Origin of the sequence: Thiocystis violacea (assembly GCF_016583575.1) — a bacterium.
Classification (GTDB): Bacteria; Pseudomonadota; Gammaproteobacteria; order Chromatiales; family Chromatiaceae; genus Thiocystis; species Thiocystis violacea.
This window is the reverse complement of record NZ_NRRG01000039.1, coordinates 23,709-49,821: the sequence shown is the minus strand read 5'-3', so window position 1 is coordinate 49,821 and position 26,113 is coordinate 23,709. Positions and strand designations below refer to the sequence as shown.

Below are 26,113 nucleotides of genomic sequence, written 5' to 3'. Positions count from 1 at the left end.
TCTCGGGATCGCTGGCCGGGGCGGCCGTTTCGCGCACATCGAGATAGGCGAGCACGTCGGCCTTCTGAATCCGTCCATCGCGCCCGCTGCCATCGATCTGGCGCGTATCCAGATTCATTTCCTTGACCAGGCGACGGGCCGAGGGGGTGACCAGCGGCTCGTCCGCCGGAGCCGGTCCGGCCGGCGGGGGAGGCGCGGGGGACGTGGTCACGGGCGCCGGAGCAGGCGCGGCGCGCGGTGCCTCGGCGGCGACCCCGCTCGCCTCGACGATCAGCGCCAGCAGGGCGTCGGTCGTGACGACGGCGCCCTCGGGCGCCTGGATCTCGCCGAGCGCGCCGTCCTGGGGTGCCGGCACCTCCAGCACCACCTTGTCGGTCTCCAGTTCGACCAGAATCTCTCCCTGTGTGACCGGCTCGCCGGTCCGTTTATGCCAGGCCAGAACCGTGGCCTCGGCGACGGATTCGGGCAGGGAGGGTACGCGGACTTCACGACTCATTGGGGCGGGATCCTTTTGTTCATGGTCGGGTTGTAATGGCCGCCGAGGGCCTCGTCGATCAGGCGTTCGTGTTGCTCGACATGCGCGGCGCGATGGCCGACGGCGGGGGCCGCCGAGGACGGGCGGCCGACATAGTGGGGGCTCTTACCGCTCTGGATCAGCTGATGGAAGCGGTGCTTGATCTGGTCCCAGGCGCCCTGGTTCTGCGGCTCCTCCTGGCACCAGACGATTTCCTCGGTGTTGGGATAGGTCTCGATGGCGGCGGTGAAGTCGTCCTTGGGAAAGGGGTAGAGCTGCTCGATGCGCAGGATGGCGACATGGGTCTCCCCGCGTGTGCGCCGCGCCTCCAGCAGATCGTAATAGACCTTGCCGCTACAGAAAATCAACCGCTCGACGTTCGCCGGATCGATCGGATCGATCTCCGGGATCACCGACTGATAGCGACCCCGGGCGAGTTCCTCCAGCGAGGAGACCGCCAGACGATGGCGCAGCAGGCTCTTGGGCGTCATCACCACCAGCGGCTTGCGGTAGTCGCGCACGATCTGGCGGCGCAACAGATGGAACATCTGCGCCGGGGTGCTGGGCACGCAGACCTGGATGTTGTGCTCGGCGCAGAGTTGCAGGAAGCGCTCCAGCCGCCCCGAGGAGTGCTCGGCGCCCTGGCCCTCCAGACCGTGCGGCAGCAGCATCACCAGTCCGCAGCACAGCCCCCACTTGGTGCCGGCGGAGGTGATGAACTGGTCGATCACCACCTGGGCGCCGTTGACGAAGTCGCCGAACTGGGCCTCCCAGAGCGTGAGCGCCTGGGGCTCGGCGGTGGCGAAGCCGTATTCGAAGCCAAGCACCGCCTCCTCGGACAGGATCGAGTCGATGGCGATGAAGGCGCCCTGATGCCCCCCGAGATGTTGCAGCGGGGTGTAGGCGTCGCCGCTCGCCTGATCGTGAATCTTGGCGTGACGATGGAAGAAGGTGCCGCGTCCGGCGTCCTGCCCGGACAGGCGTACCGGAACCCCGGCGTCGAGCAGGGTGGCGTAGGCGAGATTCTCGGCATAGCCCCAGTTGAGGAGCTGATCGCCATGGGCCATCTTGCGCCGTTCCTCCCAGATCTTCTCCACCCTGGGATGCAGCTCGAAGCCATCCGGAAGCCGCAGCATGGTCTCGGTGAGCGCGCGCAGGCGCTCGATCGGGACGCCGGTATCCACGTCCTGGTCCCAATTCTTGCCGCGACAGAAGTTCCAATCGACCCGCGACATATGGTCCAGACCGCAGAGCACCGGGCGCGCGATCAGGACGCCTTGCTCGATGGAATCGCGATAGGCGCTGATCATGGCCTCGCTCTCGTCCCTGGAGAGCAGACCGTCGGTGATCAGCCGGTCGGCGTAGACGGCCCTGGGCGTCGGATGCTGGCGGATCTTGCTGTACATCATCGGCTGGGTCACGGCCGGTTCATCGGCTTCGTTATGGCCGAGGCGGCGATAACAGATGAGGTCGATGATGACGTCCTTGTGGAACTGGTTGCGGAAGTCGAGCGCCAGGCGGGTGACGAAGATCACCGCCTCGGGGTCGTCGCCGTTGACATGGAACACCGGCGCCTGAACGATCTTGGCGACATCCGTGCAGTAGGCGCTGGAACGGGTATCGAGCGGATGGCTGGTGGTGAAGCCGATCTGATTGTTGATGACGATATGCACCGTCCCGCCGGTCCCGTAGCTGCGGGTCTGTGACAGTTGCAGGGTCTCCATCACCACGCCCTGACCGGCGAAGGCCGCGTCGCCATGGATCAGCACCGGCAGCACCTGATCGCCCGAGCGATCGCGGCGGCGGCGCTGGCGGGCGCGCACCGAGCCCTCGATGACCGGATTGATGATTTCCAGGTGCGAGGGATTGAAACCCAGCACCAGATGCACGATGCCGCCGGGGGTCTCGATATCGGTCGCGAAGCCCATGTGGTACTTGACATCGCCGACCTGCTGGCGCCAGTCCATATGCACCCGGCCCTCGAACTCGTCGAAGATGTCCTGCGGGGGCTTGCCGAAGATGTTGGTCAGCACGTTCAGGCGCCCGCGATGGGCCATGCCGATGACGATTTCCTGCTGACCCTTGCGTCCGGCGCGCTGGATCAGCTCGTCGAGCATGGGGATGAGCGCGTCGCCGCCCTCCAGCGAGAAGCGCTTCTGACCGACGTAGCGCTGATGCAGGTACTTCTCGATCCCCTCGGCGGCCGTGAGCAGGGTCAGCAGCCAGCGGCGGTCGGCGGTGTCCAGCTCGGGCCGGGCGCGGTAGCCTTCCAGGCGTTTCTGGATCCAGCGCTTCTCCTGGGTGTTGGTGATGTGCATGTACTCGGAGCCGACGGTGCCACAATAGGTCTGTTCGACAATCGCGATGATCTCGCTCAGCGGCATGCGGTCCGGGGCGTAGAGCGAGCCGGTGTGGAAGACCACGTCCAGGTCGTCCGGTCCCAGGTTGTGATAGGCCGGATCCACGTCGGCGATCCTGGGCGGCTCGCGCAGCTTGATGGGGTCGAGGTTCGCGACCTGGTGGCCGCGATAACGGTAGCCGTTGATGAGGCTGAGTACGGCCGCCTGCTTCTCGGCGGCGGCGGGCTCCAGACGCTCGGTCGCGCGGGCGCGGGCGCTGGAGCGGCTTTCCGCCGCGAGGCGCAGGAAGTTCTCGCGCACCGGACCGTGCGGGGATTCCTGGACGACGGGTTCGTTGGCGGCGTCCTGGCGCAGACCGTCGAAGCGGGCGCGCCAGGCAAGGTCGATGCTTTCGGGATCGATCAGATACCGCTCGTAAAGATCCTCGATGAAGTCCGCGTTGCCGCCGTAGAGGGCGCCGGAGCTTCGGAATGAATCCAGGATTGTGCTCATGCTTTGTATTGACTGGTCTTTGGTGGTTTTTTGTTTTTTAGAACGAGGGTTTATAACATATTCGACGGAGGACTCAACCCGCCTCCCGGAAGCGGTTCGCCGACGGGCTTGTTAAGGGACTCCGCCAGGCGCTATTGGTTCGGGCGAATGGGATCGGCCGGCCTTCGCGATCGATCGGGCGATCCATCCCCGGCAAGGACTCGAAGGCTGATAAAATCAGTCACGCGAGGAGGGCGCGCCCGTTTTCGCGCGGCTTGCATCACGAATATCTCGTCCAATATCAAGACAGACGCGGGTCGAGATGGGTTCCAGTGGCGACATCGAGTACGAGTTGGCACGATGGACGACAAAAAAAGTACGGCGGTCGATCCCGAGGAGCGTAAGCGGCAGCGCGTTCGTCTGGCCAGACTGGAGGCGGACATGGCCTATTTCCAGGCGCGCCTGGAGTTGATCGGGGAGGCGAACAGCAGTAATCGAGCCGCCCAGCGCAAGGTTTTCAACCTCTTGCACAAGACGGTGGCCAGCAAGATCCTCAAGGTCAAGCGGCAATACGCCGAGCTTAACTGATTCCGGCGCCCGACCCGGGCTTGGCGATTTCACGATTTTTACATTCCACTATGTGCACCCTGGTTATCCTCGTTCGACCCGGCCACGACTGGCCGGTCCTGATCGCCGCCAATCGTGACGAGATGGCCGCGCGGGCGTCACGCCCGCCCGCCCGTCATTGGCCGGACCGTCCGGAGGTGGTGGCGGGGCTCGACCTGGAGGGCGGCGGCGCCTGGCTCGGGATCAACGACCACGCGCTCCTGGCTGCGGTCATGAACCGCGAGGGTAGCCTGGGACGGCGGCCGGGAAAACGCAGTCGCGGCGAGTTGGTCCTGGAGGCGCTCGACCACGCCGAGGCCAGCGAGGCGGCCCACGCCCTGGCCGAACTGCGACCGGACGCCTATCGGCCCTTCAATCTGGTCGTGGCCGATCCGCGCGCGGCCTATTGGATTCGCCATCATGGCTCGGGCGGAATCCAGGTCGCGCCGATCCCGCCGGGTCTGCATCTGCTGGCCGGCACCGACCTCGACGATCCGGATCATCCCCGCGTCGCCACCTACCGGCCGCGTTTCCAGACCGCCTCGGTGCCCGAGCCCGAGCGCGACGACTGGTCCGACTGGCGCGCCCTCCTCGCCAGCCGCGAGTACCCCGAGGCGCTGGGCCCCGAGGCGGCCATGCTTCAGGATCGACCCGACGGCTTCCGAACCCGCTCCAGCGCCCTGATCGCGCTGCCGGCCTTCCCCGGATTCAGGGGCCAGCCGGTCTGGCGGCATGCCGAGTGTGGTCCCGATCCCGAGACCTTCCAGACCGTCCTATGACACAATCGCGCCTGGCCGCCGCGGCTTGGCCGCGTGACGGGCGCCTTCTTCCGAGTCAGTCCCCAGGATTCAACATGTCGAACAGCATTCGTATCGCCACCCGCAAGTCCCCCCTGGCCATGTGGCAGGCCGAGCACACCGCCGCGCGTCTCAAGGCGCTCTATCCCGACCTCGAAATCGAGATCATCGGCATGAGCACCAAGGGCGACAGGATTCTGGACGCGCCCCTGGCCAAGGTCGGCGGCAAGGGACTCTTCGTCAAGGAACTGGAGCAGGGCATGCTGGAGGACGAGGCCGATATCGCGGTGCATTCCATGAAGGACGTCCCGGTCGATTTCCCCGAGGGATTGCACCTGGCGGTGATCATGGAGCGCGAGGATCCCAGGGATGCCTTCGTCTCCAATACCTACGAGTCGATCGAGCAGTTGCCCCAGGGCGCCTGCGTCGGTACCTCCAGTCTGCGCCGTCAGTGCCAGATCGCCGATCGGCGCCCGGATCTGCGCATCGAACCCCTGCGCGGCAACGTCAACACCCGACTCGCCAAGCTCGACGCGGGCGAGTATGACGCCATCATCCTGGCCTCGGCCGGTCTGATCCGGCTGGGTTTCGAGGATCGCATTCGCGGCCGGATCGAGCCGACGGTGAGCCTGCCGGCGATCGGGCAGGGCGCCATCGGCATCGAGTGTCGCCAGGACGACCCGCGCGTGAACGATCTCATCGCGCCGCTGCACCATCGCGAAACGGCGGACCGGGTGCTGGCCGAGCGGGCGATGAACGCGCGTCTGCATGGCGGCTGTCAGGTGCCGATCGCCGGCTATGCCACGCTCGACGGGGACCGGCTGTTGCTCAAGGGGCTGGTCGGGGATCCAGATGGTTCGCGCATCCTGCGCGCCCAGGCCGAGGGTCCGCGCGCCGAGGCCGAGGCCATTGGTGCCCGCGTGGCCGAGGATCTGTTGTCCCAGGGCGCGGGCGAGATCCTGAGCGCCTTGACGGAGCATTGAATGAGCGCGTCCCCCGATCTCGCGGGCCGCGGTGTGTTGGTGACCCGCCCGGCGGGTCAGGCGGAACCCCTGTGCCGCTTGATCGAGGAGGCTGGTGGGCGGGCCATTCGCTTCCCGACCATCGCCATCGAGCCGGTCACGGAGGCCGGTCTGGCCGCGCTTCTGGCCCAATCCTGGGATCTCATGTACTTCGTCAGCCCCAACGCTGTGGAACAGGCGCTGACGCTGGTCCCCGACGGTCGCTGGTCCCAGGTGACCTGGGTGGCGGCGGTGGGCCGCGGCACCGCCAGGGCGCTGACCGCGGCCGGTCGCGCGCCGGATCTGGTTCCGAGTGATCGCTACGAGAGCGAGGCGCTGCTGGAGATGCCGGAACTCGCGGCCATGTCCGGGAAACGCGTGCTCATCGTGCGTGGCGAGGGTGGCCGGGGGCTCTTCGCCCAGGCCATGAGCGAGCGTGGCGCCGAGGTGCGCTTCGCGGAGATCTATCGCCGCGTCCGGCCGAGCGTCGATCCGGCGCCACTGCTGGCGCGCTGGTCGGAAACTGTCGACTATGTCATGGCCACGAGCGACGAGGTGCTGCTGAACCTGGCCGAAATGCTGGGCGCGGATGGCCGGGATCGGCTGCTCGAAACGCCTCTGGTGGTGATCGCCGAGCGCACGGCCCTGACCGCGCGTGATCTGGGCTTTCGGGTCGTCAAGGTCGCCGAGCGCGCCGAGGATGCCGCCATCCTTCGGTCACTGAGCGATCTGGCCGGATCCCGCTGACGGATTGGGCAGGTAGCCGTCCATGGCCATCTGGGTGATGACATCCTCGATCACCTGGCTGATGGTGGTCTGCTCCGAATTGGTGTCGAGCGGCCGTGAGCGCCCCGACCAGACCAGGCGTTCCCGCTTGGCGTCATAGAGATTGGTTTCCAGCCGTAGGGCCTTGGCGTCCTTGTAGTAACCGGGTTCGCAGACCTCCTCGTAGACCTGGCTGAAATAAGGCACCAGATTTCGATAGTGATCGGGAATGGCGCCCAAGCGCGACGCTGGTTGGCCATCGGGCGGTGCGTCCGTGATCAGATGGGTGATGATGACCGCGTCGGCGTCGGCGCGGGAGTAGCCCTCAGTCAGCCTCACCAGCAGGCGCAGATTGGCGTCGGACACTAGCCGGTGTCCCGGCGTGGCGCTCACGCCAAGCGCCCGCAAGCGTTCGACGAAATTGTCCTCGTAGGCGCGCCGCACCTTGGGGCTGTTGGTAACGCCGAAGACCACCACTCGATGGTAGCGCGTGGGCGTATGGCCGGGATCGGTCCAGATCGAGGAGACCGGACCGGTTGAGCAGGCCGTCGTCAGCATGGCCAGCAAGCCGATGACGAGGGCGCGAAAGACAGGGTGCATCGGTCGATTCCCTAATGGACTGAGACAGGCGCCCGTGACGCCGATCGAGGACGATCAAGTTCGATGAGGGGCTCTCCCTTACGCCTCTATGCTGGAGCCATCCCGTCGGGGGCTGTATGAGACGGCGTTCAAGGTTGGCGGGCGCACGGGGCCTATCGATTTCATGGCCAGGCCACCCAGCCCAGTATGCCGGACGGGCGAATTCCTGCCTAGATCCCGCCCCAGTCGTCGTCCGAGCCCCCGGTGAAGGCGTCGGAGAACATCTGGTCGCGCTCCGCTCCGCGTGATGCGAAGGCGGCGCGCGCCGCCTTGGCCATCGCCGGCGGACCGCTGAGATAGATCGCGAATCCGCCAAGATCCGGGTGGTCCTCGATGACGGCCTCGTGAACCAGTCCGATGCGCCCGGACCAGTCGGGATCCGGATCCGATAGGACCGGCGTGAAGCGGAAGTCGTCGAGCTGATCCGTCCAGCGCGCGGGCCGGTCGGCGAGATAGAGGTCGCGGCGCGCCTTCACGCCCCAATAGAGTTCGATCGGCCGCGCGAGACCGATGTGGATCGCGTGCTCGATCAGGCTCTTGAGCGGAGCGAAGCCGGTGCCCCCGCCCACCAGGATCAAGGGGCGTTCGGAGTCCTCGCGCAGATGGGCGCTCCCCAATGGGCCGCGAATGCTCAGGATGCTCCGTTCCGCCAACCCATCGCAGAGAAATCGGGCAAAATCGCTCTCCGGGGCGCGGCGGATATGCAGTTCGATGAGGGCCTTCTCGTGCGGTGGGCTGGCGATGGAGTAGGCCCCTTCGCGCCCGTCTGGCAGGAGGAGCGAGAGATATTGCCCCGCGAGAAACTCGAACGGCTGCTGTTCCGGCGGCTTCAGCCAAAGTCGCATCACCTCTTGGTTGAGGGGCTCCTTGCGCTCCAGCCGACAGGGCAGGGTGCGGACCTCGATCTCGCTGGCTCTTTGGCGTGGTGGGATCTCGATGGCGAGGTCGGAGTGGGCGACCGCCTGGCAGGTCAGACAGGTGCCAGCGGGCTTTCCCTCCAGGGCCTCGATGAGGCCGCTCGGATAGGAGATGTCGCCGCGCTGGAGCTTAACGATGCAGGAGCCGCAGCGACCGTTGCGACAGCCGTGCGGTAGGTCGATGCCTTGACGCAGCGCGGCATCGAGCAGGGTTTCGTTGGGGTTGGCCTCGAAGGCGCGTTCTCCGGGAAGGATCTGGATCTTGAAACTCATTTGACTCCTTGCAAAGTGGCCGGCAGGTCTCGGATAGTGTCCGCATCCGAGGGGTTGAACAGAGAGGACGGTTGGAGCGCATGAACGAAATCATTATCGCCGGCTGCGGATATGTGGGCACGCGGCTGGCGCGCCAATACCTCGATCTCGGCGCGCCGGTCACCGGGCTGGTCCGGAGCCAGGGCGGGCTGGAGCGCCTGGCCGCCGCCGGCATTCCGGGGCTTCGCCATGATCTGAACGGTTGCGAGCCCGTTGCCCGTTCGCTGGCGGGCGTCGGACTCTTCCATCTGGCGCCGCCGAGCGATCAGGGAACCGAGGATCTCCTGACCCGGCGGCTGGTCGCCTCCTTCGCGCAAGCCGGGCATCCTCGACGCATCCTTTACGTGAGCACCACGGGCGTTTACGGCGACTGCGGGGGCGCCTGGATCGACGAGGATTGGCCGACACGTCCGACGGTCGCTCGCTCCCTTCGTCGCCTGGACGCGGAGGAAAGTCTGCGTCGGTGGAGCCGCGAGACTGGGGGCGAGCTGGTCGTTTTGCGGGTCTCCGGTATCTATGGGCCGGGGCGCCTGCCGCTGGAGCGTCTGCGTCGCGGCGAGCCCCTGGTGCGGCCCGAGGAGTCGCCCTACAGTAACCGGATCCATGTGGACGACCTGGTCGGTATCGGCGTCGCGGCCATGGAACGCGGAGCGAATGGCGCTATCTTCAACGTCAGCGATGGCCACCCCAGCACCATGACCGACTATTTCCTCCAACTCGCGAAGGTGGCCGGACTGCCGCCACCGCCGCTGATCTCGATGGCCGAGGCCGCCGAACATCTGTCGGCCGGCATGATGAGTTACATGAGCGAGTCGCGCCGCCTTTCCAATCGGAGGCTGCTTGAGGAACTGGGCGTTGAATTGCGTTACCCGACCTTGGCCGAGGGGTTGCGACAGGCGATCTGAAGCGAGTGGTTAGGTGGGTATTGCCTCGATTCGTAGGATGACGACAAACGAGCCTACCCGTGGGAGCGGCTTGCCGCCGCGAAAAACCTCGCGTCGGCGCCCATCGCGGCTAGAAGCCGCTCCCACGACATCCTATCGATTGGGGCGCTACCCATCTTGGATGTGTTCGACCCGAGGAAGAAGAAGTATCCGTCGTGCGCCATGGGCGCCATTTCGTCACCATGTTTCAATCCACGCCCGGCCAAGCCGGGCGATACGGCACGGAAGAGGTTACGCCTCTCCCGTGCGGCATGATCCCCCTGAAGGGGGAGGTTTCAACCTGGAGATTTCGATGAAGACCAAGCCTACCCTCCTTTTTGCCCTCGCCTGTGCCGGGGGGCTCGCCAGCCTGGGCGCCGGCGCCACGAACGAGGCCGCGTTCCGTTTCGACACCACGGTCAATCTCTACGAAATCTGCACCTTGCCCGAGGACGCGGCCGGCTTCCCGGTCGCCAATCAGGCCTGCCGCGCCTTCATCGAGGCCACCGTGCAGTATCACGACGAGGTCAGCGCGCGCAAGAAGCTCAAGCGGCTCGTCTGTTATCCGAAGGGCGCGACCATCGAGGAGGGGAAGCAGGCGTTCATCGAATGGGCCAACGCGCATTCCGGGGACTCGAAACTCATGGGCGAGCAGCCCGTGGTCGGGCTGGTCCGGTCACTCGCCGCCAAGTACCCCTGTCGGAAGTGAACCGAGCGGTTCGCGTCCGACTCCAAAAGGCAGGGGCGAGACGCGACGCTCGCCCGAGGGTCGCACAAGACATCGAGGAGTTTCAATCCACGCCCGGCCAAGCCGGGCGATACGGCACGGAAGAGGTTACGCCTCTCCCGTGCGGCATGATCCCCCTGAAGGGGGAGGTTTCAACCTGGAGATTTCGATGAAAACCATGACATTTACCCTGGCCATGCTGGCGAGCCTGGCGCTCGCCGGGTGTGGAACCACCACCGGCAGTCGCGCCGCGAGCGGCGCGGCAATGGGGGCGGCGGGCGGTGCCCTGATCGGCTCCGTGGGCGCGAACGCGGGCAAGGGCGCCCTGATCGGGGCCGGGGTTGGCGCCCTGAGCGGCTATCTCTACGATCAGCATGAGAAGGGCCATATCGACTGATGGGCGCGATAAGGCCCGGTTCGCGGGTCGTCCGTCGTAGCGCCAGGGATGGCCGCGCGTGATCGTCGGGGTTTCCTGGAGTCGCCGAGTGCCGCTCTACGATTCCAGGCTCGATTCAGGTGGCCCGCGATCCTGACCAAGACCCCACAATAGCCGTCCGAATCATCCGGTTTTTTATCGTGGCATGGTTGACGCACGGGCGCGCATCCACTAGTTTTTCCTCAGACCTAATCGCGGCCTTGGCCAGGATTTCCAGACAGTTCAAGCGAGCCTTCAGTGCCATTGTCACTCCGGATCCTTCCGGGGTTTGTCCTTGGGATCCGAGCCCGCCCAATCGTCCGCCGAGCCAAACGAAGGCTTGTGTCTGGTGTCGCGGATCTGGTCGCCTTCCCAAGCCTTCACTCCCCATCTGGTTTCGGCGTTTCCGACTCGCTGAATCTCCACCTGTCTCCGAGGCGCTCGCGTCCGTCCCGGTATCCCGCGATCCGTTGCCGGGCTTGTTTCATCCGCTGTCGAGTCCGCTTGTGTGTTGGCCCTCGACGGCATTCGCTTCGATCGACACACATGACGAGCGCGAGAGACAGAGATGAGGATCTACGTAGGCAACTTACCCTATAGCGTGACGGACGAAGATCTGCGGAGCCTATTCGGCGACTTCGGAGACTTGGCCGCCGCGGAGGTGATCAAGGACAAGTTCTCCGGCCAGTCGAAGGGATTCGGCTTCGTGGACATGCCCAACAACTCCGATGCCGACGCGGCGATCAAGGCGTTGAACGAGATGGACATGAAGGGCCGTAAACTGACGGTCAACGAGGCGCGTCCGCGCGCCGAACGGCCACGGGGCGGTGGCGGGGGTGGTAGTGGCGGTCGCTATTGATGGCGACTGGCTGAGTGGCCGGCCCCACGGCGGGGCCGGGATCGACTCCGAGGCGCGATGAGGCGGCGCTTCCCTCAAGACTGGCCAGGCAATCGAATTCCCAAATCCGCCCAGACACGATCGACCCGCTCGCGAACCTCCTCGTCCATGCGAATCGGCTGACCCCACTCACGCGTCGTCTCGCCCGGCCACTTGTTGGTGGCGTCGAACCCAATCTTGGAACCCAGTCCGGAGACCGGCGAGGCGAAATCCAGATAATCGATCGGCGTGTTCTCGATCAAGAGGCTATCGCGCGCCGGATCCATGCGCGTGGTCATGGCCCAGATGACGTCCTTCCAATCGCGCGTGTTCACATCCTCGTCCACCACGATGACGAACTTGGTGTACATGAACTGACGCAGAAAGGACCAGACGCCCATCATCACCCGCTTGGCATGTCCCGGATATTGCTTCTTGATGCTCACCACGGCGAGACGATAGGAACAGCCCTCGGGCGGCAGATAGAAGTCCTGGATCTCCGGAAACTGCTTGCGCAGGATGGGGACGAAGACCTCGTTCAGGGCCACGCCCAGCACCGCCGGCTCGTCGGGCGGACGTCCGGTGTAGGTGCTGTGGTAGATGGGATGCCGGCGGTGGGTGAGGCGATCGATGGTGAAGACCGGGAATCGGTCGACCTCGTTGTAATAACCCGTGTGGTCGCCGAAGGGGCCTTCGGGGGCCATGTCGTCCGGATGGATATGGCCCTCCAGTACGATCTCGGCGCTGGCCGGGACTTGCAGGTCGGACTCCAGACAGGCCGCCAGCTCGGTCCGGCTGCCGCGCAAGAGGCCGGCGAAGGCGTATTCCGACAGGCTGTCCGGAATGGGCGTGACGGCGCCGAGGATGGTGGCCGGATCGGCCCCCAGGGCCACCGCCACCGGGAAGGGCTTCCCCGGATGGGCGAGCGTCCAGTCGCGGAAATCGAGCGCCCCGCCCCGATGCGAGAGCCAGCGCATGATGACCCGGTTGCGCCCGAGCACCTGCATCCGATAGATGCCCAGGTTCTGGCGAGGCTTCTCAGGGCCGCGCGTGATCACCAGACCCCAAGTGATGAGCCGGCCGGCGTCGCCCGGCCAGCAATGCTGGATCGGCAGCCGCCCGAGATCGACTTCCGAGCCGCCGAAGGAGAACTCCTGGCAGGGGGCGTGACGCCGCACCTTGGGGGCCATGTCGAGCACCTTCTTGAAGATCGGCAGGGTCTCCCACGCCTGCTTCATCCCCCTCGGCGGATCCGGCTCCTTGAGAAAGGCCAGCAATCGGCCGACTTCGCGCAACGCCTCGACCGACTCCTCGCCCATGCCGAGCGCGACCCGCTTGGGCGTGCCGAAGAGGTTGCCCAGCAGCGGGATATCGGACCCCTTGGGTCGCTCGAACAAAAGAGCCGGACCGCCCGCGCGCAGGGTGCGGTCGCAGATCTCGGTGACTTCCAGATAGGGATCGACCTCGACCTGGACACGCTGCAATTCGCCGCGTTGTTCGAGCTGGTCGATGAAATCGCGCAGGTCTCTGTATTTCAAGCGGCAATACCCGAATGACGCAGCAGCGCGTCGGTATTGGGTTCGCGTCCGCGGAAGTTGACGAAGAGGGTCATGGCGTCCTCCGATCCGCCTTTCTCCAGGATATTCTCCAGGAAGGAGCGCCCGGTCTCGGCGTCGAACACGCCCTTTTCCTCGAACAGCGAGAAGGCATCGGCGGACAACACCTCCGCCCATTTGTAGCTGTAATAGCCGGCCGCGTAGCCGCCCGCGAAGATGTGCGCGAAACCATGGGCGAAGCGGTTGAAGGCCGGCGGACGGATCACGGCGACCTGGTCGCGCACCTCCTCGATGATCTCGTAAACGCGCCCGCCGCGCGCCGGGTCGTACTCCAGATGGAGACGGAAATCGAACAGGGCGAACTCCAGTTGGCGGACCATCCCCATGGCGGACTGGAAGTTCCTGGCCGCGATCATGCGCTGGTAGAGATCCTCCGGCAGCGGCCGGCCGCTCTCCCAGTGGGCGGCGAACAGATCCAGCGACTCGCGCTCCCAACACCAGTTCTCCATGAACTGGCTGGGCAGTTCCACCGCGTCCCAGGGTACCCCATTGATTCCGGCCACGCCCGGATAGTCGACCTTGGTCAGCATGTGATGCAGCCCATGGCCGAACTCGTGGAACAGGGTCGTGACCTCGTTGTGCGTGAGCAGGGACGGCGTGTTGCCGACCGGGGGCGTGAAGTTGCACACCAGATAGGCGACCGGGATCTGATCGCAGCGGATGGTGTGCATGCGGTTGGCGCAGACATCCATCCAGGCCCCGCCGCGCTTGTTCTGGCGCGCGAAGGGGTCGAGATAGAACTGGCCGCGCAGCGCGCCGCTGAGCAGGTCGCGGATCTCGAAGAAACGCACGTCCGGATGATAGGTGTCGAACGGCTCGACCTCCTGGATCTGGATCCCGAACAGCCGCTCCACCACGCCGAACAGCCCCGAGAGAACGCGCGAGACCGGGAAGTAGGGGCGCAGTTCCTCCTGGCTGATCTGGTAACGATGGACGCGGAGTTTCTCCGCGTAATAGCCGATGTCCCAGGGAGACAGGCTGTCCGCGCCATGGTGCTCGCGGGCGAATGCCTCCAGCTCCGCCAGTTCCTGGCGCGCCTGCGTCACCGAGCGATCGGCCAGATCGTTGAGGAAATTCAGCACATCCTCGGGAGCGCGGGCCATCTTGGTCGCCAGCGAGCGTTCGGCGAAATGGGCGAACCCGAGCAATTGGGCCAGTTCGTGACGCAGCGCCAGGATGCGCTCCATGATCTCGCTATTGTCCCAGCGTCCGGCATGAGGGCCCTGATCCGAGGCGCGTGTCCCGTAGGCTTCGTACATCTCGAAACGGAAGTCCCGGTCATCCGCGTAGGTCATGACCGGCAGGTAATAGGGCATGTCCAGGGTGAAAAGCCAGCCGTCCTTAACCTGCTGTGCGGCGTTCTGGCGCGCCAGGGCGCGTGCCGACTCGGGAAGTCCCTCCAGGCGCGCGGGATCCTCGATCAGCTTGCTCCAGGCGTTGGTGGCGTCCAGGACGTTCTCGGAATATTTGCTGGTGAGCTGGGAGAGTTCCTGGCTGATCTCCTTGTAGCGGGCCTTTTGCGCGGGTGGGAGGTCGACGCCCGAGAGATGGAAATCGCGCAAGGCGTTGTCCAGCAGCCGGCGCTGCGCTCCATCCAGGTGTTCCAGGGCCGCGACCGCCTGATAGGCGCGAAAGAGCGCCTCGTTCTGGCCCACCTCGGTGCCATAGTCGCTCAATTTGGGCAGGCAGGCGTTGTAGGCCGCGCGCAGCTCATCGCTGTTGAGCACGCCGTTCAGATGCCCGACCGGCGACCAGGTTCGATTGAGCCGGTCGTCCATTTCATCGATCGGCTCGATGAAATTCTCCCAGGTCGGCAGCGCGATCTCCTGGGTCAGCCGCTCGATCGTCTCGCGACAGGCCGCCAGACTGGCATTGATGGCGGGCTCGACATGCTCGGGTCGGATGAGGTGAAAGGCCGGAAGGCCGGCTTGATCGATCAGGGGATTGGGCATGGTTGGCTAATCGTCAGTGGACAGTGGACGGTTGTAATGGGTCGAGGCGAACGGCCATCCTCGTTGCGGGGATGCGGGTCGAATGGCGAGAACTCAAGATTCCGGGTCGCGCGGGAGCCTGGTCTCGGTCGACGCGAGGCGCGCTCGCTAGCCCGCGTCACCGGGGTGGTTCAGTCGGCCTGGAATCCGGTGTTCTGCCGGGGCGAGATGTGGCCTTTCAGTGAGCGAATCATATCCTTCCTGGGTCGGGGCATGAACTCGCGTGGCACGCAGAAATGATGGCGCCAGAGGTCGAGACGATAGCCTTCGGTGCCGTCGGTCGCGATGGTCAGCCAGTCGTTCCCTTCGAACTGGGTGAAACGGCCGCCTGTTTCATAGGCGAAGACCCTGTAACGACCCTTGGGTGTGCAGCGGATTCCTTCATGGGTGATATTGCGGGCGCCGCTGCCGGACTCGGCTACCAGGGTGTAGCGCACCACGCGATCGGGTCCGATCTCTAGGTGCTTGCCGTCGATGAAATAGCGGAAGGCGTCGGCGGGTCCGTCGAGCTTGAACTCGATCAGGTCCGCGTCGCCCGGCAGGGGTGGAAGCCGTGTCGGGGCCTCGCTCCAAGGCGCGCCGGGGCGAACGCTCGAGGGCGTCAGCGGCTCGGGCTCATGGATGAAGGGGCTTTCCTCGGCGCGAATCGTCGCGGTCCAGACAATCAATGAAAGAAACGAGAGTAGCAGGGCGTGTTTCATGTGGACGGAGAAGCGATGTGCGAATCGGAGCCTGGGCGCATGATGCGACAGGACCCGCTCTGGGTCGAGTGGCTTGCGTCGAGGTCGTGCCGCTTCCGAGCCAAGCGACCCCCGGTTGTCTTCCGGCCGCGAGCGCGTGGCGAGCGGTCGGAGCCCCGAGGGATTGGTGGTTCAGACCGCCATCGCCCCTCTAGGCGGACAGAGGATCCGAACGCTTATGTCCCGGAGAACCGGTGACGCGCTGGATGTGGTTCAAACCCCGGTTCGAATCAGGCGCCCCGGTCCGTGGCGCGGGGTATTCGATCACGGCTGGCCTGGCGTCCCGGCCCACTGGACTGGACTTGATGAGCGCCTCCTCTCCCGCCTGGCCCAGCGCCTCTTCCGCCTGGCTCAGGATTTCGCTGGGGTCGATGCCGTCCTTGGGATAGACGGCTTGGCCGATCCTCGCCAGGAGCCGGATGTCGCCCGTCTGGTGCCGGATTGGCTGAGAGGCCAGGGAACGGATGCGCTCCATCGCGCCGCGCGCCTTGGTTTGATCATCGATCTGATCCAGGATGACGCAGTATTCGGCGTCACCGAGCCACACGACCTTGTCTCGAGCCCGTAAACCCGCGCGGAGGTGTTCGGTCAAGGTTTGTCCCACGGGTTTCCCGCCTGTACGGTCGCTGATCTCGGGGCTTGAATCAGCCTCCTGGAGGCTCAGCAATAGCAGGACAAATCCACGGTGTTTGCCTCGATGACGCGCGATGGCCGCCTGAATGTGGTCGATGAGTTGGGCGCGATTGGTTAGCGAGACCGGAGAGCCCGCGAACTCCGAGGCTTTGAGCCAATGGGCGGGTTCGCGAGGCGAGGACGCGCGGCGCGGGTTCTGTCCGAGGTGGCGGATGAGGTCGGCGTCGTCATGCATGGTTCGATCGATCCTCTGGCGGATCCCAGGGGTTTCCGCGTGCCTTTCGGTTACATGGTCGCGACTCGCGCGAGAGACCTAGACAGCAATCCGGCAGAACCAGGGAGACCCGTGCCGCGGGTGCCTGCTGCGGCTACGGGCGAACGCTCGCACTTCACCGCGGGTGCCTCAAGGGTTCCGTTTCGAACCTTGACAACATAGCTATATCGTGATTTCCGAGGGCTTGGTCGGATTCGGGCGCAAGCCAGCCAGGATACTCGGCCCCGCGGAGGAGCGCGCGCAATGACTTGGCGTTTTCGTGTAATCGCGGGCGGGGGAGGCAGCCTGGGATCGACGATGCCGGCCGCGCCAAGTCGGCCGGCATCGCGATTATGACTACCACAATTCGTGGATACGATAAAGGCCGAGGAGGTAGCGCAACTGTTGACGGTTGCTCGCCCCCAGTCGCTGAGATAGCTCGTTCAGCAGCTTGTTGGCGTAAGCGGGTGTGACTTCATCTCCGTCGATGCACTTCAACGGGCGTCCGGTGGTCAGGAATATAAGGGTCTTTCGCTCCTTCTCGGAAAGGTCCGAGAGGCGCGCGAGCATCATGGTCTTGCGGCAGACAGGGTCGGCGTGGATACGGTCGTGGAACAAACGAACGAGATTGCGCAACACCCCAAGCCGCTTGTCGAGCAGCTTTCTGAACTCGGGCCCCTTGTCGCGGCTCACCAGGCTGGCGCCGGCGATCTCATCCTTGTCGAAGAGGGTCGGAATAGAGACCCCATTGTATAGACCATAATCGTGGCGAGCGACTTCGATGACGATTCGCTCCTCTGGCTTCACCGCCCCTCGCTCCTCTTCATGCCACCAATCCATCGGCTTCAAGTCGCCTTGCAGGATACGTTTGATGGTGAAGTCCTGATCGGCGAATCCGGCTTCTACATAGTGCTTCAAGAAGGCCGCGTCGAAGCCTTCCGAGCGCAAGAGCACGGGAGATGCGCCTCCCTCCCCATTCAGGCGCAAGAGATACGAGCTATAGACGATGCCGTCGAATCCGAGGCGGATGACGGCTCGCTCCAATGCCTCGAAGCATTGATCGATGCCCTCGGCGGCACAGAGCTCGCTGACGTAATCGACAATCAGTTGCATGCGTCGGACTCGTTACGCCGCGAAGTGCAGACAGATGGGAAAATGCCGATCAACTGTCGAGCACAAGCTTCTTTGGGCGGGATAACGCAGACCGGTCCTCTCGAAGCGATTTACTAGGGCAGGACGGGGTATACACCCCGTCCTGAACGTTTTCCAAACGGATCGGCCAGCGCCGAACCTCTGGGTGGTCATCAAACGTTACGGACGGGGCGAATGCCCCGTCCGGCCTGAGGGGTTTAAATTGCCGGATTTAGGTTAAACGAGCCTAGCACCCCGGCCGATACCGTAGATCCAGCGTATAAGGATGCTCGCCCGCCGGTTCCTCGGGTGGTGGATCGATCTCGCCGGGGGTGTGGCCCATGACGCGGAAGCGGGCGATGCGCCGGCTCTCGGCCTCGTAGCTGTTGACCGGGAAGCTGCTTTCGCTGCGTCCGCCCGGATGGGCGACATAGTAGGTGCAACCGCCCAGGCTGCGCCGGTTCCAGAGGTCGACGATCTCGAAGGTGAGTGGGCTGTGCGCCGCGATGGTCGGGTGCAGACCGGACGGTGGGCTCCAGGCCTTGAAGCGGATCCCGGCGACGAACTCGGCCTTGCGTCCGGTCGGACGCAGCGGGACGCGCCGCCCGTTGCAGACCAGCACATGCCGGTCGCCGACCAGGCCGTTGACCTTGACCTGCATCCGTTCCACCGAGCTGTCGACGAAACGCGAGGTGCCCTGCGCCGTGACCTCTTCACCGAGGACATGCCAGGGCTCGATGGCCGCGCGCAGTTCCATGTTGATCCCGTTCTCGGTGATCAGATCCCCGTAATGCGGGAAGCGGAATTCAAAGAAGGGATCGAACCAGGCGGACTCGATCGGATAGCCGGCCCGGCGCATGTCGCAGATGACATCCTCGAAGTCCTGGCGCGCGAAGTGTGGCAGGAGGAAACGATCGTGCAGCTCGGTGCCCCAGCGGATCGGCTTGCGGGCGTAGGGGGTCTTCCAGAAGCGGGCGACCAGGGTGCGCAGCAGCAGCAGTTGCGCCAGGCTCATGCGGGGATGAGGCGGCATCTCGAAACCGCGGAACTCCACCAGCCCCTGGCGGCCCGCGGAGGAGTCGGGCGAGTAGAGCTTGTCGATGCAGAACTCGGTGCGGTGGGTGTTGCCGGTGACGTCGGTCAGCAGATTGCGCAGCACCCGATCGACGACCCAGGGCTGTGGGATCTCGCCGGCGGGCATCTGCTGGAAGGCGATGTCCAGCTCGTAGAGCCGGTCGTCGCGCGCCTCGTCGACCCTTGGGGCCTGACTGGTAGGGCCGATGAAGAGCCCGGAGAAGAGATAGGACAGGCTCGGATGGTGCTGCCAATAGGCGATGAGACTCTGGACCAGATCCGGCTTGCGCAACAACGGGCTGTCGGCCGGGGTCGGGCCGCCGAGCGTGACATGGTTGCCGCCGCCGGTGCCGGTGTGGCGCCCGTCGAGCATGAACTTCTCGGTGCCGAGCCGGGCGAGCCGCGCCTCCTCGTAGAGGATGCCGGTGTCGCGCACCATGTCGTCCCAGCTCTCGGCCGGGTGGATGTTGACCTCGATGACGCCTGGATCTGGGGTGACCGCGAGCTTTTGCAGCCGGAAATCCCTGGGCGGCTCGTAGCCCTCGACGATGATCGGCATCTTGAGCTCGGCGGCCGTGTCCTCGATGCACATCACCAGATCCAGCCAGTGCTCCAGATGGGTCAGCGGCGGCATGAAGCAGTAGAGCCGACCCTCGCGCGGCTCGATGCAGAGCGCGGTGCGGATCAGGTCCGGATGCAGGTCGTCGGGCAGCGCGACCTGCTGACGAACATCCTGATGCGTGTCGTCGGCCGGGGTCAGACGGCCATAGCGCGCGGCCAGATCGCGCGGTTGCACACCCTGTTCGCGGATGCTCTGGGGTGGCTGGGCTGGTTCGACCAGTCGACTATAGCGGCGGGCCACCTCGTCAAAGGGCGAACGAAGGGGCGCGACCGGCTCGAAGGGGTTGCGCTCCGGCACCTGATCCAGCTCGCCCTCCGGGATGTAGGGCAGGGCATCCAGCGGCAACCGGAAACCCATCGGGGAGTCGCCGGGGATGAGGAAGAGATTGCCGTCGCGGAAGCTCCAGCGCCCGCTCTTCCAGCCCCCATCGATCCCGAATCCCCACCAGCGTAGAGGCAGCACATAACCGGCGACGCGGTCGAGTCCCTGGTTAAACAGCCGGGCGATGCGTTTGCGTTCGTTAGGTTCCTTGATCTTGCTGTCGAGCGGATCGACGTTGACCGGCAGCCGCGCCTCCTTCCAGAGGTAGTACCAGACATCTTCGTGGGCCTTGTCGGCGTGCTCAGGATCCACGCCCAGATGGCGGGCGAGGGTGCGGATGAAGGTCTCGGCCTCGGCCGGACCGTGGCCATAGCTGGTGTTTTCCAGGCCGAACAGCTCGGGGTCGTGCCACACCGGCTCGCCGTCCTTGCGCCAGTAGCAGGAGAGCGCCCAGCGCGGCAGTTGCTCGCCTGGATACCACTTGCCCTGACCGATGTGCAGCAGGCCGCCGGGCGCGAAGCGGTGCTTGAGGCGCCGCATCAGATCCTCGGCCAGTGGCTTCTTGGTTGGCCCCAGCGCGGCGGTGTTCCATTCGTCGCCGTCCATGTCGTCGATGGAGACGAAGGTCGGCTCGCCGCCCATGGTCAGGCGCACGTCCTGGGCCTTGAGCTCGGCATCGACCTGATGGCCGAGCGACTCGATCGCCTCCCATTGCTCGGTGGTGTAGGGCTTGGTGACGCGCGGATCCTCGTGGATGCGCGCGATCTCGTTGTGGAAATAGAACTCCACCTCGCAGGTATCGGTCGCGCCCTCGATCGGCGCCGCGCTGCGCGGGGCCGGCGAGCAGGCGAGCGGGATGTGTCCCTCGCCGGCGAAAAGCCCGGAGGTCGGATCCAGCCCGATCCAGCCCGCGCCAGGCACATAGACCTCGGCCCAGGCGTGCAGGTCGGTGAAGTCCTCCTCGGGACCGGAGGGGCCGTCCAGCGACTTCATGTCCGCCGTCAACTGCACCAGATAGCCGGAGACGAAACGCGCGGCCAGTCCCAGATGCCGAAGGATCTGCACCAGCAGCCAGCCGGTGTCGCGGCAGGAGCCCTTGCGCGTGCCGAGGGTCTCCTCGCAGGTCTGGACACCCGGTTCCATGCGGATCACGTAACCGATGTCCGCTTGCAGCCGCTGGTTTAGATCGACCAGGAAGTAGACGGTCTCGCGCCGGGTCAGGTCCACGTCCTTCAGCCACTCCTTGATGAGCGGGCCGTCGTCGGTGATTTCCAGATAGGGCGCCAGCTCCTTCTTCAGGTCGGCGTCGTATTCGAAGGGGTAATAGAAGGCGTATTCTTCAAGGAAGAAGTCGAAGGGATTGATCGTGAGCATCTCCGCGATCACGTCCACCTCGACCGAGAACTTCCGGGTCTTCTCCGGGAATACCAGCCGCGCCAGGTAGTTGCCGAAGGCGTCCTGCTGCCAGTTGATGAAGTGTTCGGCCGGTTCGATCTTGAGCGAATAGGAGCGGATCGGCGTGCGGCAGTGAGGGGCGGGACGCAGCCGCACGACGTGTGGCGAGAGGGCGACCGAGCGGTCGAAGTGGTATTCGGTCTTGTGGTTCAGGGCAACCAGAATGGACATCGGGACGGGGTTCCTTGGCTGAGATCTCGGAAGGCAAGCAGAAAACGTACCGCGAGTGGCGTGGGGTTGGAGCGAACCGCGCGGAGTCGTAACGATCCCACAAAAGCCGTTGTCTGTCTTGTTTCACAAGGCGATAGCGGGAATGCACCAAGGCGGCGCAACGGGCCGATCGGAACCCGATCATCGGCACTTCAATGGCGCGGCGCCAGGGTCCGTTGTTTGACGGGCGTGCCGGGCCCGAATGAAAAAAGGCGCCTTGCGGCGCCCTTTCATCCCAGACCCAGGGGGTCTGAATGAATCAATTCACCTTCGGATCCAGCTCGCCCTTGGCATAGCGGCCGGTCATGGCGTCAAGCGAGAGCACCTTGATCTTGCTCGCGTTGCCGGCGGTGCCGAAGGCCTCGTAGCGCGCCAGACAGATGCCCTTCATGGCCTTGGTGGCGGCGGCCAGATACTTGCGCGGATCGAACTCCTTGGGGTTCTCGGCCATGAACTTGCGGATGGCGCCGGTGGAGGCCATGCGCAGGTCGGTGTCGATGTTGACCTTGCGCACACCGTGCTTGATGCCCTCGGCGATCTCCTCGACCGGTACGCCGTAGGTCTCGCCCATGTCGCCGCCGAACTGGTTGATGATGGCCAGCCACTCCTGCGGAACCGAGGAAGAGCCGTGCATCACCAGATGGGTGGTCGGAATGCGGCGGTTGATCTCCTTGATGCGCTCGATGGCCAGGATGTCGCCGGTGGGCGGACGGGTGAACTTGTAGGCGCCGTGCGAGGTGCCGATGGCGATGGCCAGCGCATCGACGCCGGTCTTCTTGACGAAATCGGCGGCTTCCTCGGGGTCGGTCAGGAGCTGGCTGTGGTCCAGCGTGCCCTCGGCGCCGACGCCGTCTTCCTCGCCGGCCTGGCCGGTTTCCAGCGAACCCAGGCAGCCCAGTTCGCCCTCGACCGAGACGCCGCAGTCGTGCGACAGCTCGACCACGCGGCGGGTGACCTCGACGTTGTATTCATAGGACGAAGGCGTCTTGCCGTCGGTGCCCAGTGATCCGTCCATCATGACCGACGAGAAGCCGAGCTGGATGGAGCGCTGGCAGATCGCGGGCGAGGTGCCGTGGTCCTGGTGCATGCAGACCGGGATGTGCGGCCATTCCTCGATGGCGGAGAGGATGAGGTGGCGCAGGAAGGGCGCGCCGGCGTATTTGCGCGCCCCGGCCGAGGCTTGCACGATGACCGGGGAATCGGTCTCGTCGGCCGCTTCCATGATGGCGCGCATCTGTTCCAGGTTGTTGACGTTGAAGGCGGGCACGCCATAACCGTGTTCGGCGGCGTGGTCCAGCATTTGACGTAGTGAAATCAGGGCCATTCGATAATCCTCGTTGTCGTCAGTTGTCAGTTGTCAGTTGTCAGTTGTCAGTTGTCAGTTGTCAGTTCAAGGTTGATTTCCAGTGAAAACCGACAACTGTCGCCCGACGCCTTCTTTCAGTCGTCGGCCAGAAGTTTGTGCTCCCCGACGCGCATGATCTTCATGATGTTGGTCTGACCTTCGACACCGGAGCGGTCGCCCTTGGTGATGATGACCAGATCGCCGTCGCGCACCGTGCCCCGGCGCAGCAGTTCCTCGATCACCTCGCGGTTGACCTCGTGCATGTTGGTGCTCGCCACGTCGAAGCTGACCGGATAGACACCCCGGAAGAGCTTAACCTTACGGCGCGTCGGCGCGAAGCGGGTCATGCCGTAGATGGGGATCCCGGAGCGGATGCGCGACATCCATTTGACCGTCGAGCCGGTCTCGGTCAGCGCGGCGATCGCCTTCACCCCCAAATGGTTGGCTGTGTACATGGCGGCCATGGCGATGCCCTCGTCGACCCGCCCGAAGACCGAATCGAGTCGGTGACTGGAGCGGGTCACGCTCTTCTCGGCCTCCAGACAGATACGGTGCAGCGCCTCGACCACCTTGGCGGGATACTTGCCGATCGAACTCTCCGCCGAGAGCATGACCGCGTCGGTTCCGTCCAGCACGGCATTGGCCACGTCGAAGACCTCGGCCCGTGTCGGGATGGGGCTCTCGATCATCGACTGCATCATCTGGGTGGCGGTGATGACGACGCTGTTGAGATCGCGGGCGCGACTGATGAGATGCTTCTGGACCGCCGGCAACTCCGCGTCGCCGATTTCCACCCCCAGATCGCCGCGCGCGACCATGATGGCATCGGCGGCATTGATGATGTCGTCGATGCCGTTGAGCGCCTCGGCCCGCTCGATCTTGGCGACGATCCCGCCGCGTCCGCCGGCCTCGAAAAACAACTCGCGCGCGAGCCGCACATCGTCGCCGTTGCGCACGAAGGAGACCGCCAGGTAGTCGGCGTCGAGCTCGGCGGCGAAGCGGATGTCTTCCTTGTCCTTGTCGGTCAGGGCCGGGGCGGACAGTCCACCGCCCTTCTTGTTGATGCCCTTGTTGTTAGACAGCGTCCCGCCGACGATCACCTGGCAGTCGATGCGCCCATCGACCACGCTGTCGACCCAAAGCTCGATGGCCCCATCGTCGAGCAGCAGGGTGTCCCCGTGGCGCACGTCGTCGGCGAGTTCGACATAGGTGGTGCCAACCCGCGTCCGATCCCCGGCGTCGATGCCGCAAGTCGTGTCGATCGCGAAGGGCTCACCGTGAACCAGCTCGACCTTGCCTTGGGTGAATTTGCCGATACGGATCTTCGGGCCTTGCAGATCCATGAGGATCGCGACCTCCTGACCAGCCGCCCGGGCGCGCTCGCGCAGACGCTCCGCGCGCTCGCGGTGACGCGCGTGGGTGTCGTGCGACAGATTGAGCCGAGCGACATCCACGCCGGCGGCGATCATCTCGTCCATCACGGAAATGGGGTCCGTCGCCGGCCCCAGGGTCGCGACTATCTTGGTGCGTCTTGGCATGTCTGAGCCTCCAGGGTCTCCAACCGCCGGCCTCCACCCGGAGGCGGCGGATCGGGCTCGATCAATCCTTCGCCCGTGCTTCGAGCATGGCGACCGCCGGCAGGGTCTTGCCTTCCAGGTATTCGAGGAAGGCGCCGCCAGCGGTCGAGATGTAGGACACCTGGTCGTAGATGCCGTATTTCTGGATGGCGGCGATGGTGTCGCCGCCGCCGGCCAGGCTGAAGCCGGGGGCATTGGCGATGGCCATGGAGATGGCCTTGGTGCCCGCGCCGAACTGATCGAACTCGAAGACCCCGACCGGGCCGTTCCAGACGATGGTACCGGCCTTACTGATGATGTCGGCCAGCGCCTGGGCGGAGTTGGGACCGATGTCGAAGATCATGTCGTCCTCGGACACCTCGGAGGCCATCTTGGCGATCGCTGGCTCGTTTTCGTCGAACTTCTTGCCGCAGACCACGTCGGTCGCGATCGGAATGGTGGCGCCGCGCGCGGTCATCTTCTCCATCAGCGCCTTGGCGGTCGTGATCAGATCATGCTCGCACAGCGACTTGCCGACCGGGAAACCGGCGGCGGCCAGGAAGGTGTTGGCGATGCCGCCGCCGACCACGAGCTGATCGACCTTCTCCGACAGGGCCTCCAGCACGGTCAGCTTGGTCGAGACCTTGGAGCCGCCGACGATGGCCACCATGGGACGCGCCGGATTGGCCAGCGCCTTTTGCAGCGCGTCCAGCTCCTCGGCCAGCAGCAGACCGGCGCAGGCGACGGGGGCGAACTTGCCCGCGCCATGGGTCGAGGCTTGCGCGCGGTGCGCGGTGCCGAAGGCGTCCATCACGAAGACATCGCAGAGCGCGGCGTATTGCTTCGACAGCGTCTCGTTGTCCTTGCCTTCGCCCTTGTTGAAGCGGACGTTCTCCAGCAGGACGAGTTCGCCGTCGGCGAGGTCGGGTGGCGTTTCAAGGTAATCCTTCACCACCCGGACCGCGCGGCCCATCTTCTCGCCCAGGGTCGCGGCGACCGGCGCCAGCGAGTCGGCTTCCGAGTAGATGCCTTCCTCGGGACGACCGAGGTGCGACATCACCATCACCTTGGCACCGGCCTTGACGCAGTGCTCGAAGGTGGGCATGGACGCCGTGATGCGCGCGTCGGAGGTGACCTTGCCGTTCTTGACCGGGACGTTGAGATCGGAGCGGATCAGAACCCGCTTGCCGGCCAGGTCGAGGTCGGTGAGTTTGATGAATGACATGGTAAGTTGTCCTCTTGGAGTCTGTCTTTAAGGGTTACGCGGGCGGCGGAATTGCCAGATTTTCTTTATTGGTTTAATGACTAAAGTCGGTTGGAGCACCTTGCTAGCTTAAACCTCCGCCAGGCTTTTTCATTTGCTTCAGCAAACCATCGTACTCCGCATGAGTTCCTGCCCAGAACCAAACGATCCTTTCGCCATCGAGAATTCCGACGGCTCTGTAATCCTTGGTAATACGCACGGAGTAAACGGGAAGGCTCGAATGGACCCTTTTGAAGTTCAAGCTTGGATACCAAGGGTCATCGCGAAATAGCGTATAGACATCTTTCGCTTTAGACTGAATCTCTCGTGGAAATGCTCGATAGCATTTCCAGAACTTCGGGGTGGCCCTTGATTTCACAGCTTACTCGGGTCCAATTCCATTGTTGTTCCCTGCGCTTCCTCCTGCAAGGCTTCGGCGGCAAGCTGAGCGAGGACATCTTCTGATTCCGCGAAAAGATCACCCCATTTTTTTTCAGATTCGATCTCGTCGAGAACTGTTCGGGCAAGAATATTCTGTTCTAAAGTTGGGAGCTTCGAGGCGACTTCAAAGGCTTTCGCAAGCAAGCTGGTCATAGCGC

At 64.6% G+C, this 26,113-nt stretch carries 23 protein-coding genes; 8 read left to right on the top strand and 15 right to left on the bottom strand.

Annotated elements, in window-relative coordinates; genetic code table 11:
- Positions 1 to 496: biotin/lipoyl-containing protein (locus CKO27_RS16975; protein ID WP_200376105.1), on the bottom strand; the 496-nt coding region annotated here is incomplete at its 3' end.
- A complete protein-coding gene (locus tag CKO27_RS16970) occupies positions 493 to 3,366 on the bottom strand; it encodes a 2-oxoglutarate dehydrogenase E1 component (protein ID WP_200376104.1) in 2,874 nt (957 codons plus the stop codon). The genes CKO27_RS16970 and CKO27_RS16975, both read right to left, overlap by 4 nt.
- A gap of 339 nt (positions 3,367 to 3,705) precedes the next feature.
- Here CKO27_RS16970 and CKO27_RS16965 point away from each other — a divergent pair, with 339 nt between their 5' ends.
- The 4 genes from CKO27_RS16965 to CKO27_RS16950 all read left to right on the top strand — a co-directional run bounded on the left by CKO27_RS16965 (position 3,706) and on the right by CKO27_RS16950 (position 6,496).
- Positions 3,706 to 3,933, top strand: coding sequence for a hypothetical protein (locus CKO27_RS16965; RefSeq protein ID WP_200376103.1), 228 nt, complete (start codon positions 3,706 to 3,708; stop codon positions 3,931 to 3,933).
- Between the two features lie 50 nt (positions 3,934 to 3,983).
- Positions 3,984 to 4,730 carry an NRDE family protein gene (locus CKO27_RS16960; RefSeq protein ID WP_200376102.1) on the top strand — a complete coding sequence of 249 codons (747 nt, stop codon included), beginning with the start codon at positions 3,984 to 3,986 and terminating at the stop codon, positions 4,728 to 4,730.
- Positions 4,731 to 4,804: 74 nt separating this feature from the next.
- Complete coding sequence (gene hemC / locus CKO27_RS16955) at positions 4,805 to 5,731, top strand: hydroxymethylbilane synthase (RefSeq protein WP_200376101.1); 927 nt, start codon at positions 4,805 to 4,807, stop codon at positions 5,729 to 5,731.
- A complete protein-coding gene (locus CKO27_RS16950) occupies positions 5,732 to 6,496 on the top strand; it encodes a uroporphyrinogen-III synthase (RefSeq protein WP_200376100.1) in 765 nt (254 codons plus the stop codon).
- On the opposite strand, the gene CKO27_RS16945 is transcribed toward CKO27_RS16950, so the two are convergent.
- Together CKO27_RS16945 and CKO27_RS16940 are read right to left on the bottom strand one after the other, a co-directional pair.
- Positions 6,467 to 7,114: a hypothetical protein gene (locus CKO27_RS16945; RefSeq protein ID WP_200376099.1), complete on the bottom strand. Its 648-nt coding sequence runs from the start codon at positions 7,112 to 7,114 to the stop codon at positions 6,467 to 6,469. The two genes, CKO27_RS16950 and CKO27_RS16945, sit on opposite strands and share 30 nt — an antisense overlap.
- A gap of 209 nt (positions 7,115 to 7,323) precedes the next feature.
- Positions 7,324 to 8,343, bottom strand: a complete 1,020-nt coding sequence (locus tag CKO27_RS16940) for a 2Fe-2S iron-sulfur cluster-binding protein (RefSeq protein WP_200376098.1) — start codon at positions 8,341 to 8,343, stop codon at positions 7,324 to 7,326.
- 80 nt (positions 8,344 to 8,423) lie between these two features.
- Here CKO27_RS16940 and CKO27_RS16935 point away from each other — a divergent pair, with 80 nt between their 5' ends.
- From CKO27_RS16935 to CKO27_RS16920, 4 genes are all read left to right on the top strand, one after another.
- A complete protein-coding gene (locus CKO27_RS16935; protein WP_200376097.1) occupies positions 8,424 to 9,287 on the top strand; it encodes an SDR family oxidoreductase in 864 nt (287 codons plus the stop codon).
- Positions 9,288 to 9,618: 331 nt separating this feature from the next.
- Positions 9,619 to 10,014, top strand: a complete 396-nt coding sequence (locus CKO27_RS16930) for a Rap1a/Tai family immunity protein (protein ID WP_200376096.1) — start codon at positions 9,619 to 9,621, stop codon at positions 10,012 to 10,014.
- Between the two features lie 187 nt (positions 10,015 to 10,201).
- The gene (locus CKO27_RS16925) at positions 10,202 to 10,429 is read left to right on the top strand and encodes a glycine zipper family protein (RefSeq protein WP_200376095.1); all 228 of its coding nucleotides are present in this window, start codon (positions 10,202 to 10,204) and stop codon (positions 10,427 to 10,429) included.
- A 586-nt stretch (positions 10,430 to 11,015) separates the two neighbouring features.
- Positions 11,016 to 11,306 carry an RNA recognition motif domain-containing protein gene (locus CKO27_RS16920; protein ID WP_200376094.1) on the top strand — a complete coding sequence of 97 codons (291 nt, stop codon included), beginning with the start codon at positions 11,016 to 11,018 and terminating at the stop codon, positions 11,304 to 11,306.
- A gap of 74 nt (positions 11,307 to 11,380) precedes the next feature.
- On the opposite strand, the gene ubiD is transcribed toward CKO27_RS16920, so the two are convergent.
- The 11 genes from ubiD to CKO27_RS16870 form a co-directional block, all read right to left on the bottom strand.
- Positions 11,381 to 12,862 (bottom strand): 4-hydroxy-3-polyprenylbenzoate decarboxylase, encoded by a 1,482-nt coding sequence (gene ubiD, locus CKO27_RS16915; RefSeq protein WP_200376093.1) that lies wholly within the window; start codon positions 12,860 to 12,862, stop codon positions 11,381 to 11,383.
- A complete protein-coding gene (gene prlC / locus CKO27_RS16910) occupies positions 12,859 to 14,892 on the bottom strand; it encodes an oligopeptidase A (protein WP_200376092.1) in 2,034 nt (677 codons plus the stop codon). The genes ubiD and prlC overlap by 4 nt, the downstream gene beginning before the upstream one ends.
- 170 nt (positions 14,893 to 15,062) lie before the next feature.
- A complete protein-coding gene (locus CKO27_RS16905; RefSeq protein WP_200376091.1) occupies positions 15,063 to 15,632 on the bottom strand; it encodes a CNP1-like family protein in 570 nt (189 codons plus the stop codon).
- A gap of 190 nt (positions 15,633 to 15,822) precedes the next feature.
- Positions 15,823 to 16,539: a diguanylate cyclase domain-containing protein gene (locus CKO27_RS16900; RefSeq protein ID WP_200376090.1), complete on the bottom strand. Its 717-nt coding sequence runs from the start codon at positions 16,537 to 16,539 to the stop codon at positions 15,823 to 15,825.
- 375 nt (positions 16,540 to 16,914) lie between these two features.
- Positions 16,915 to 17,670 carry an autoinducer binding domain-containing protein gene (locus tag CKO27_RS16895; protein WP_200376089.1) on the bottom strand — a complete coding sequence of 252 codons (756 nt, stop codon included), beginning with the start codon at positions 17,668 to 17,670 and terminating at the stop codon, positions 16,915 to 16,917.
- Between the two features lie 265 nt (positions 17,671 to 17,935).
- Entirely contained in the window at positions 17,936 to 21,331 is a 3,396-nt protein-coding gene (locus CKO27_RS16890; RefSeq protein ID WP_200376088.1) for a transglutaminase family protein, read from the bottom strand.
- A 298-nt stretch (positions 21,332 to 21,629) separates the two neighbouring features.
- Positions 21,630 to 22,694, bottom strand: coding sequence for a class II fructose-bisphosphate aldolase (gene fba / locus CKO27_RS16885; RefSeq protein ID WP_200376087.1), 1,065 nt, complete (start codon positions 22,692 to 22,694; stop codon positions 21,630 to 21,632).
- Between the two features lie 116 nt (positions 22,695 to 22,810).
- Positions 22,811 to 24,253 (bottom strand): pyruvate kinase, encoded by a 1,443-nt coding sequence (gene pyk, locus CKO27_RS16880; protein WP_200376086.1) that lies wholly within the window; start codon positions 24,251 to 24,253, stop codon positions 22,811 to 22,813.
- A 61-nt stretch (positions 24,254 to 24,314) separates the two neighbouring features.
- Positions 24,315 to 25,496 (bottom strand): phosphoglycerate kinase, encoded by a 1,182-nt coding sequence (locus tag CKO27_RS16875; protein WP_200376085.1) that lies wholly within the window; start codon positions 25,494 to 25,496, stop codon positions 24,315 to 24,317.
- Between the two features lie 103 nt (positions 25,497 to 25,599).
- The gene (locus tag CKO27_RS25350; protein ID WP_420825841.1) at positions 25,600 to 25,893 is read right to left on the bottom strand and encodes a ParE family toxin-like protein; all 294 of its coding nucleotides are present in this window, start codon (positions 25,891 to 25,893) and stop codon (positions 25,600 to 25,602) included.
- Positions 25,890 to 26,108 (bottom strand): hypothetical protein, encoded by a 219-nt coding sequence (locus tag CKO27_RS16870; protein WP_200376084.1) that lies wholly within the window; start codon positions 26,106 to 26,108, stop codon positions 25,890 to 25,892. Before CKO27_RS16870 ends, CKO27_RS25350 begins: the two co-directional genes overlap by 4 nt.
- Positions 26,109 to 26,113 lie beyond the last annotated feature (5 nt).

What these genes read in the sequence shown, in the direction of transcription:
- CKO27_RS16970 (WP_200376104.1), bottom strand. Translation starts at nt 3,366, where the DNA reads ATGAGCACAATCCTGGATTCATTCCGAAGCTCCGGCGCCCTCTACGGC.
- CKO27_RS16965 (WP_200376103.1), top strand. Translation starts at nt 3,706, where the DNA reads ATGGACGACAAAAAAAGTACGGCGGTCGATCCCGAGGAGCGTAAGCGG.
- CKO27_RS16960 (WP_200376102.1), top strand. Translation starts at nt 3,984, where the DNA reads ATGTGCACCCTGGTTATCCTCGTTCGACCCGGCCACGACTGGCCGGTC.
- hemC (WP_200376101.1), top strand. Translation starts at nt 4,805, where the DNA reads ATGTCGAACAGCATTCGTATCGCCACCCGCAAGTCCCCCCTGGCCATG.
- CKO27_RS16950 (WP_200376100.1), top strand. Translation starts at nt 5,732, where the DNA reads ATGAGCGCGTCCCCCGATCTCGCGGGCCGCGGTGTGTTGGTGACCCGC.
- CKO27_RS16945 (WP_200376099.1), bottom strand. Translation starts at nt 7,114, where the DNA reads ATGCACCCTGTCTTTCGCGCCCTCGTCATCGGCTTGCTGGCCATGCTG.
- CKO27_RS16940 (WP_200376098.1), bottom strand. Translation starts at nt 8,343, where the DNA reads ATGAGTTTCAAGATCCAGATCCTTCCCGGAGAACGCGCCTTCGAGGCC.
- CKO27_RS16935 (WP_200376097.1), top strand. Translation starts at nt 8,424, where the DNA reads ATGAACGAAATCATTATCGCCGGCTGCGGATATGTGGGCACGCGGCTG.
- CKO27_RS16930 (WP_200376096.1), top strand. Translation starts at nt 9,619, where the DNA reads ATGAAGACCAAGCCTACCCTCCTTTTTGCCCTCGCCTGTGCCGGGGGG.
- CKO27_RS16925 (WP_200376095.1), top strand. Translation starts at nt 10,202, where the DNA reads ATGAAAACCATGACATTTACCCTGGCCATGCTGGCGAGCCTGGCGCTC.
- CKO27_RS16920 (WP_200376094.1), top strand. Translation starts at nt 11,016, where the DNA reads ATGAGGATCTACGTAGGCAACTTACCCTATAGCGTGACGGACGAAGAT.
- prlC (WP_200376092.1), bottom strand. Translation starts at nt 14,892, where the DNA reads ATGCCCAATCCCCTGATCGATCAAGCCGGCCTTCCGGCCTTTCACCTC.
- CKO27_RS16905 (WP_200376091.1), bottom strand. Translation starts at nt 15,632, where the DNA reads ATGAAACACGCCCTGCTACTCTCGTTTCTTTCATTGATTGTCTGGACC.
- CKO27_RS16900 (WP_200376090.1), bottom strand. Translation starts at nt 16,539, where the DNA reads ATGCATGACGACGCCGACCTCATCCGCCACCTCGGACAGAACCCGCGC.
- CKO27_RS16895 (WP_200376089.1), bottom strand. Translation starts at nt 17,670, where the DNA reads ATGCAACTGATTGTCGATTACGTCAGCGAGCTCTGTGCCGCCGAGGGC.
- CKO27_RS16890 (WP_200376088.1), bottom strand. Translation starts at nt 21,331, where the DNA reads ATGTCCATTCTGGTTGCCCTGAACCACAAGACCGAATACCACTTCGAC.
- fba (WP_200376087.1), bottom strand. Translation starts at nt 22,694, where the DNA reads ATGGCCCTGATTTCACTACGTCAAATGCTGGACCACGCCGCCGAACAC.
- pyk (WP_200376086.1), bottom strand. Translation starts at nt 24,253, where the DNA reads ATGCCAAGACGCACCAAGATAGTCGCGACCCTGGGGCCGGCGACGGAC.
- CKO27_RS16875 (WP_200376085.1), bottom strand. Translation starts at nt 25,496, where the DNA reads ATGTCATTCATCAAACTCACCGACCTCGACCTGGCCGGCAAGCGGGTT.
- CKO27_RS16870 (WP_200376084.1), bottom strand. Translation starts at nt 26,108, where the DNA reads ATGACCAGCTTGCTTGCGAAAGCCTTTGAAGTCGCCTCGAAGCTCCCA.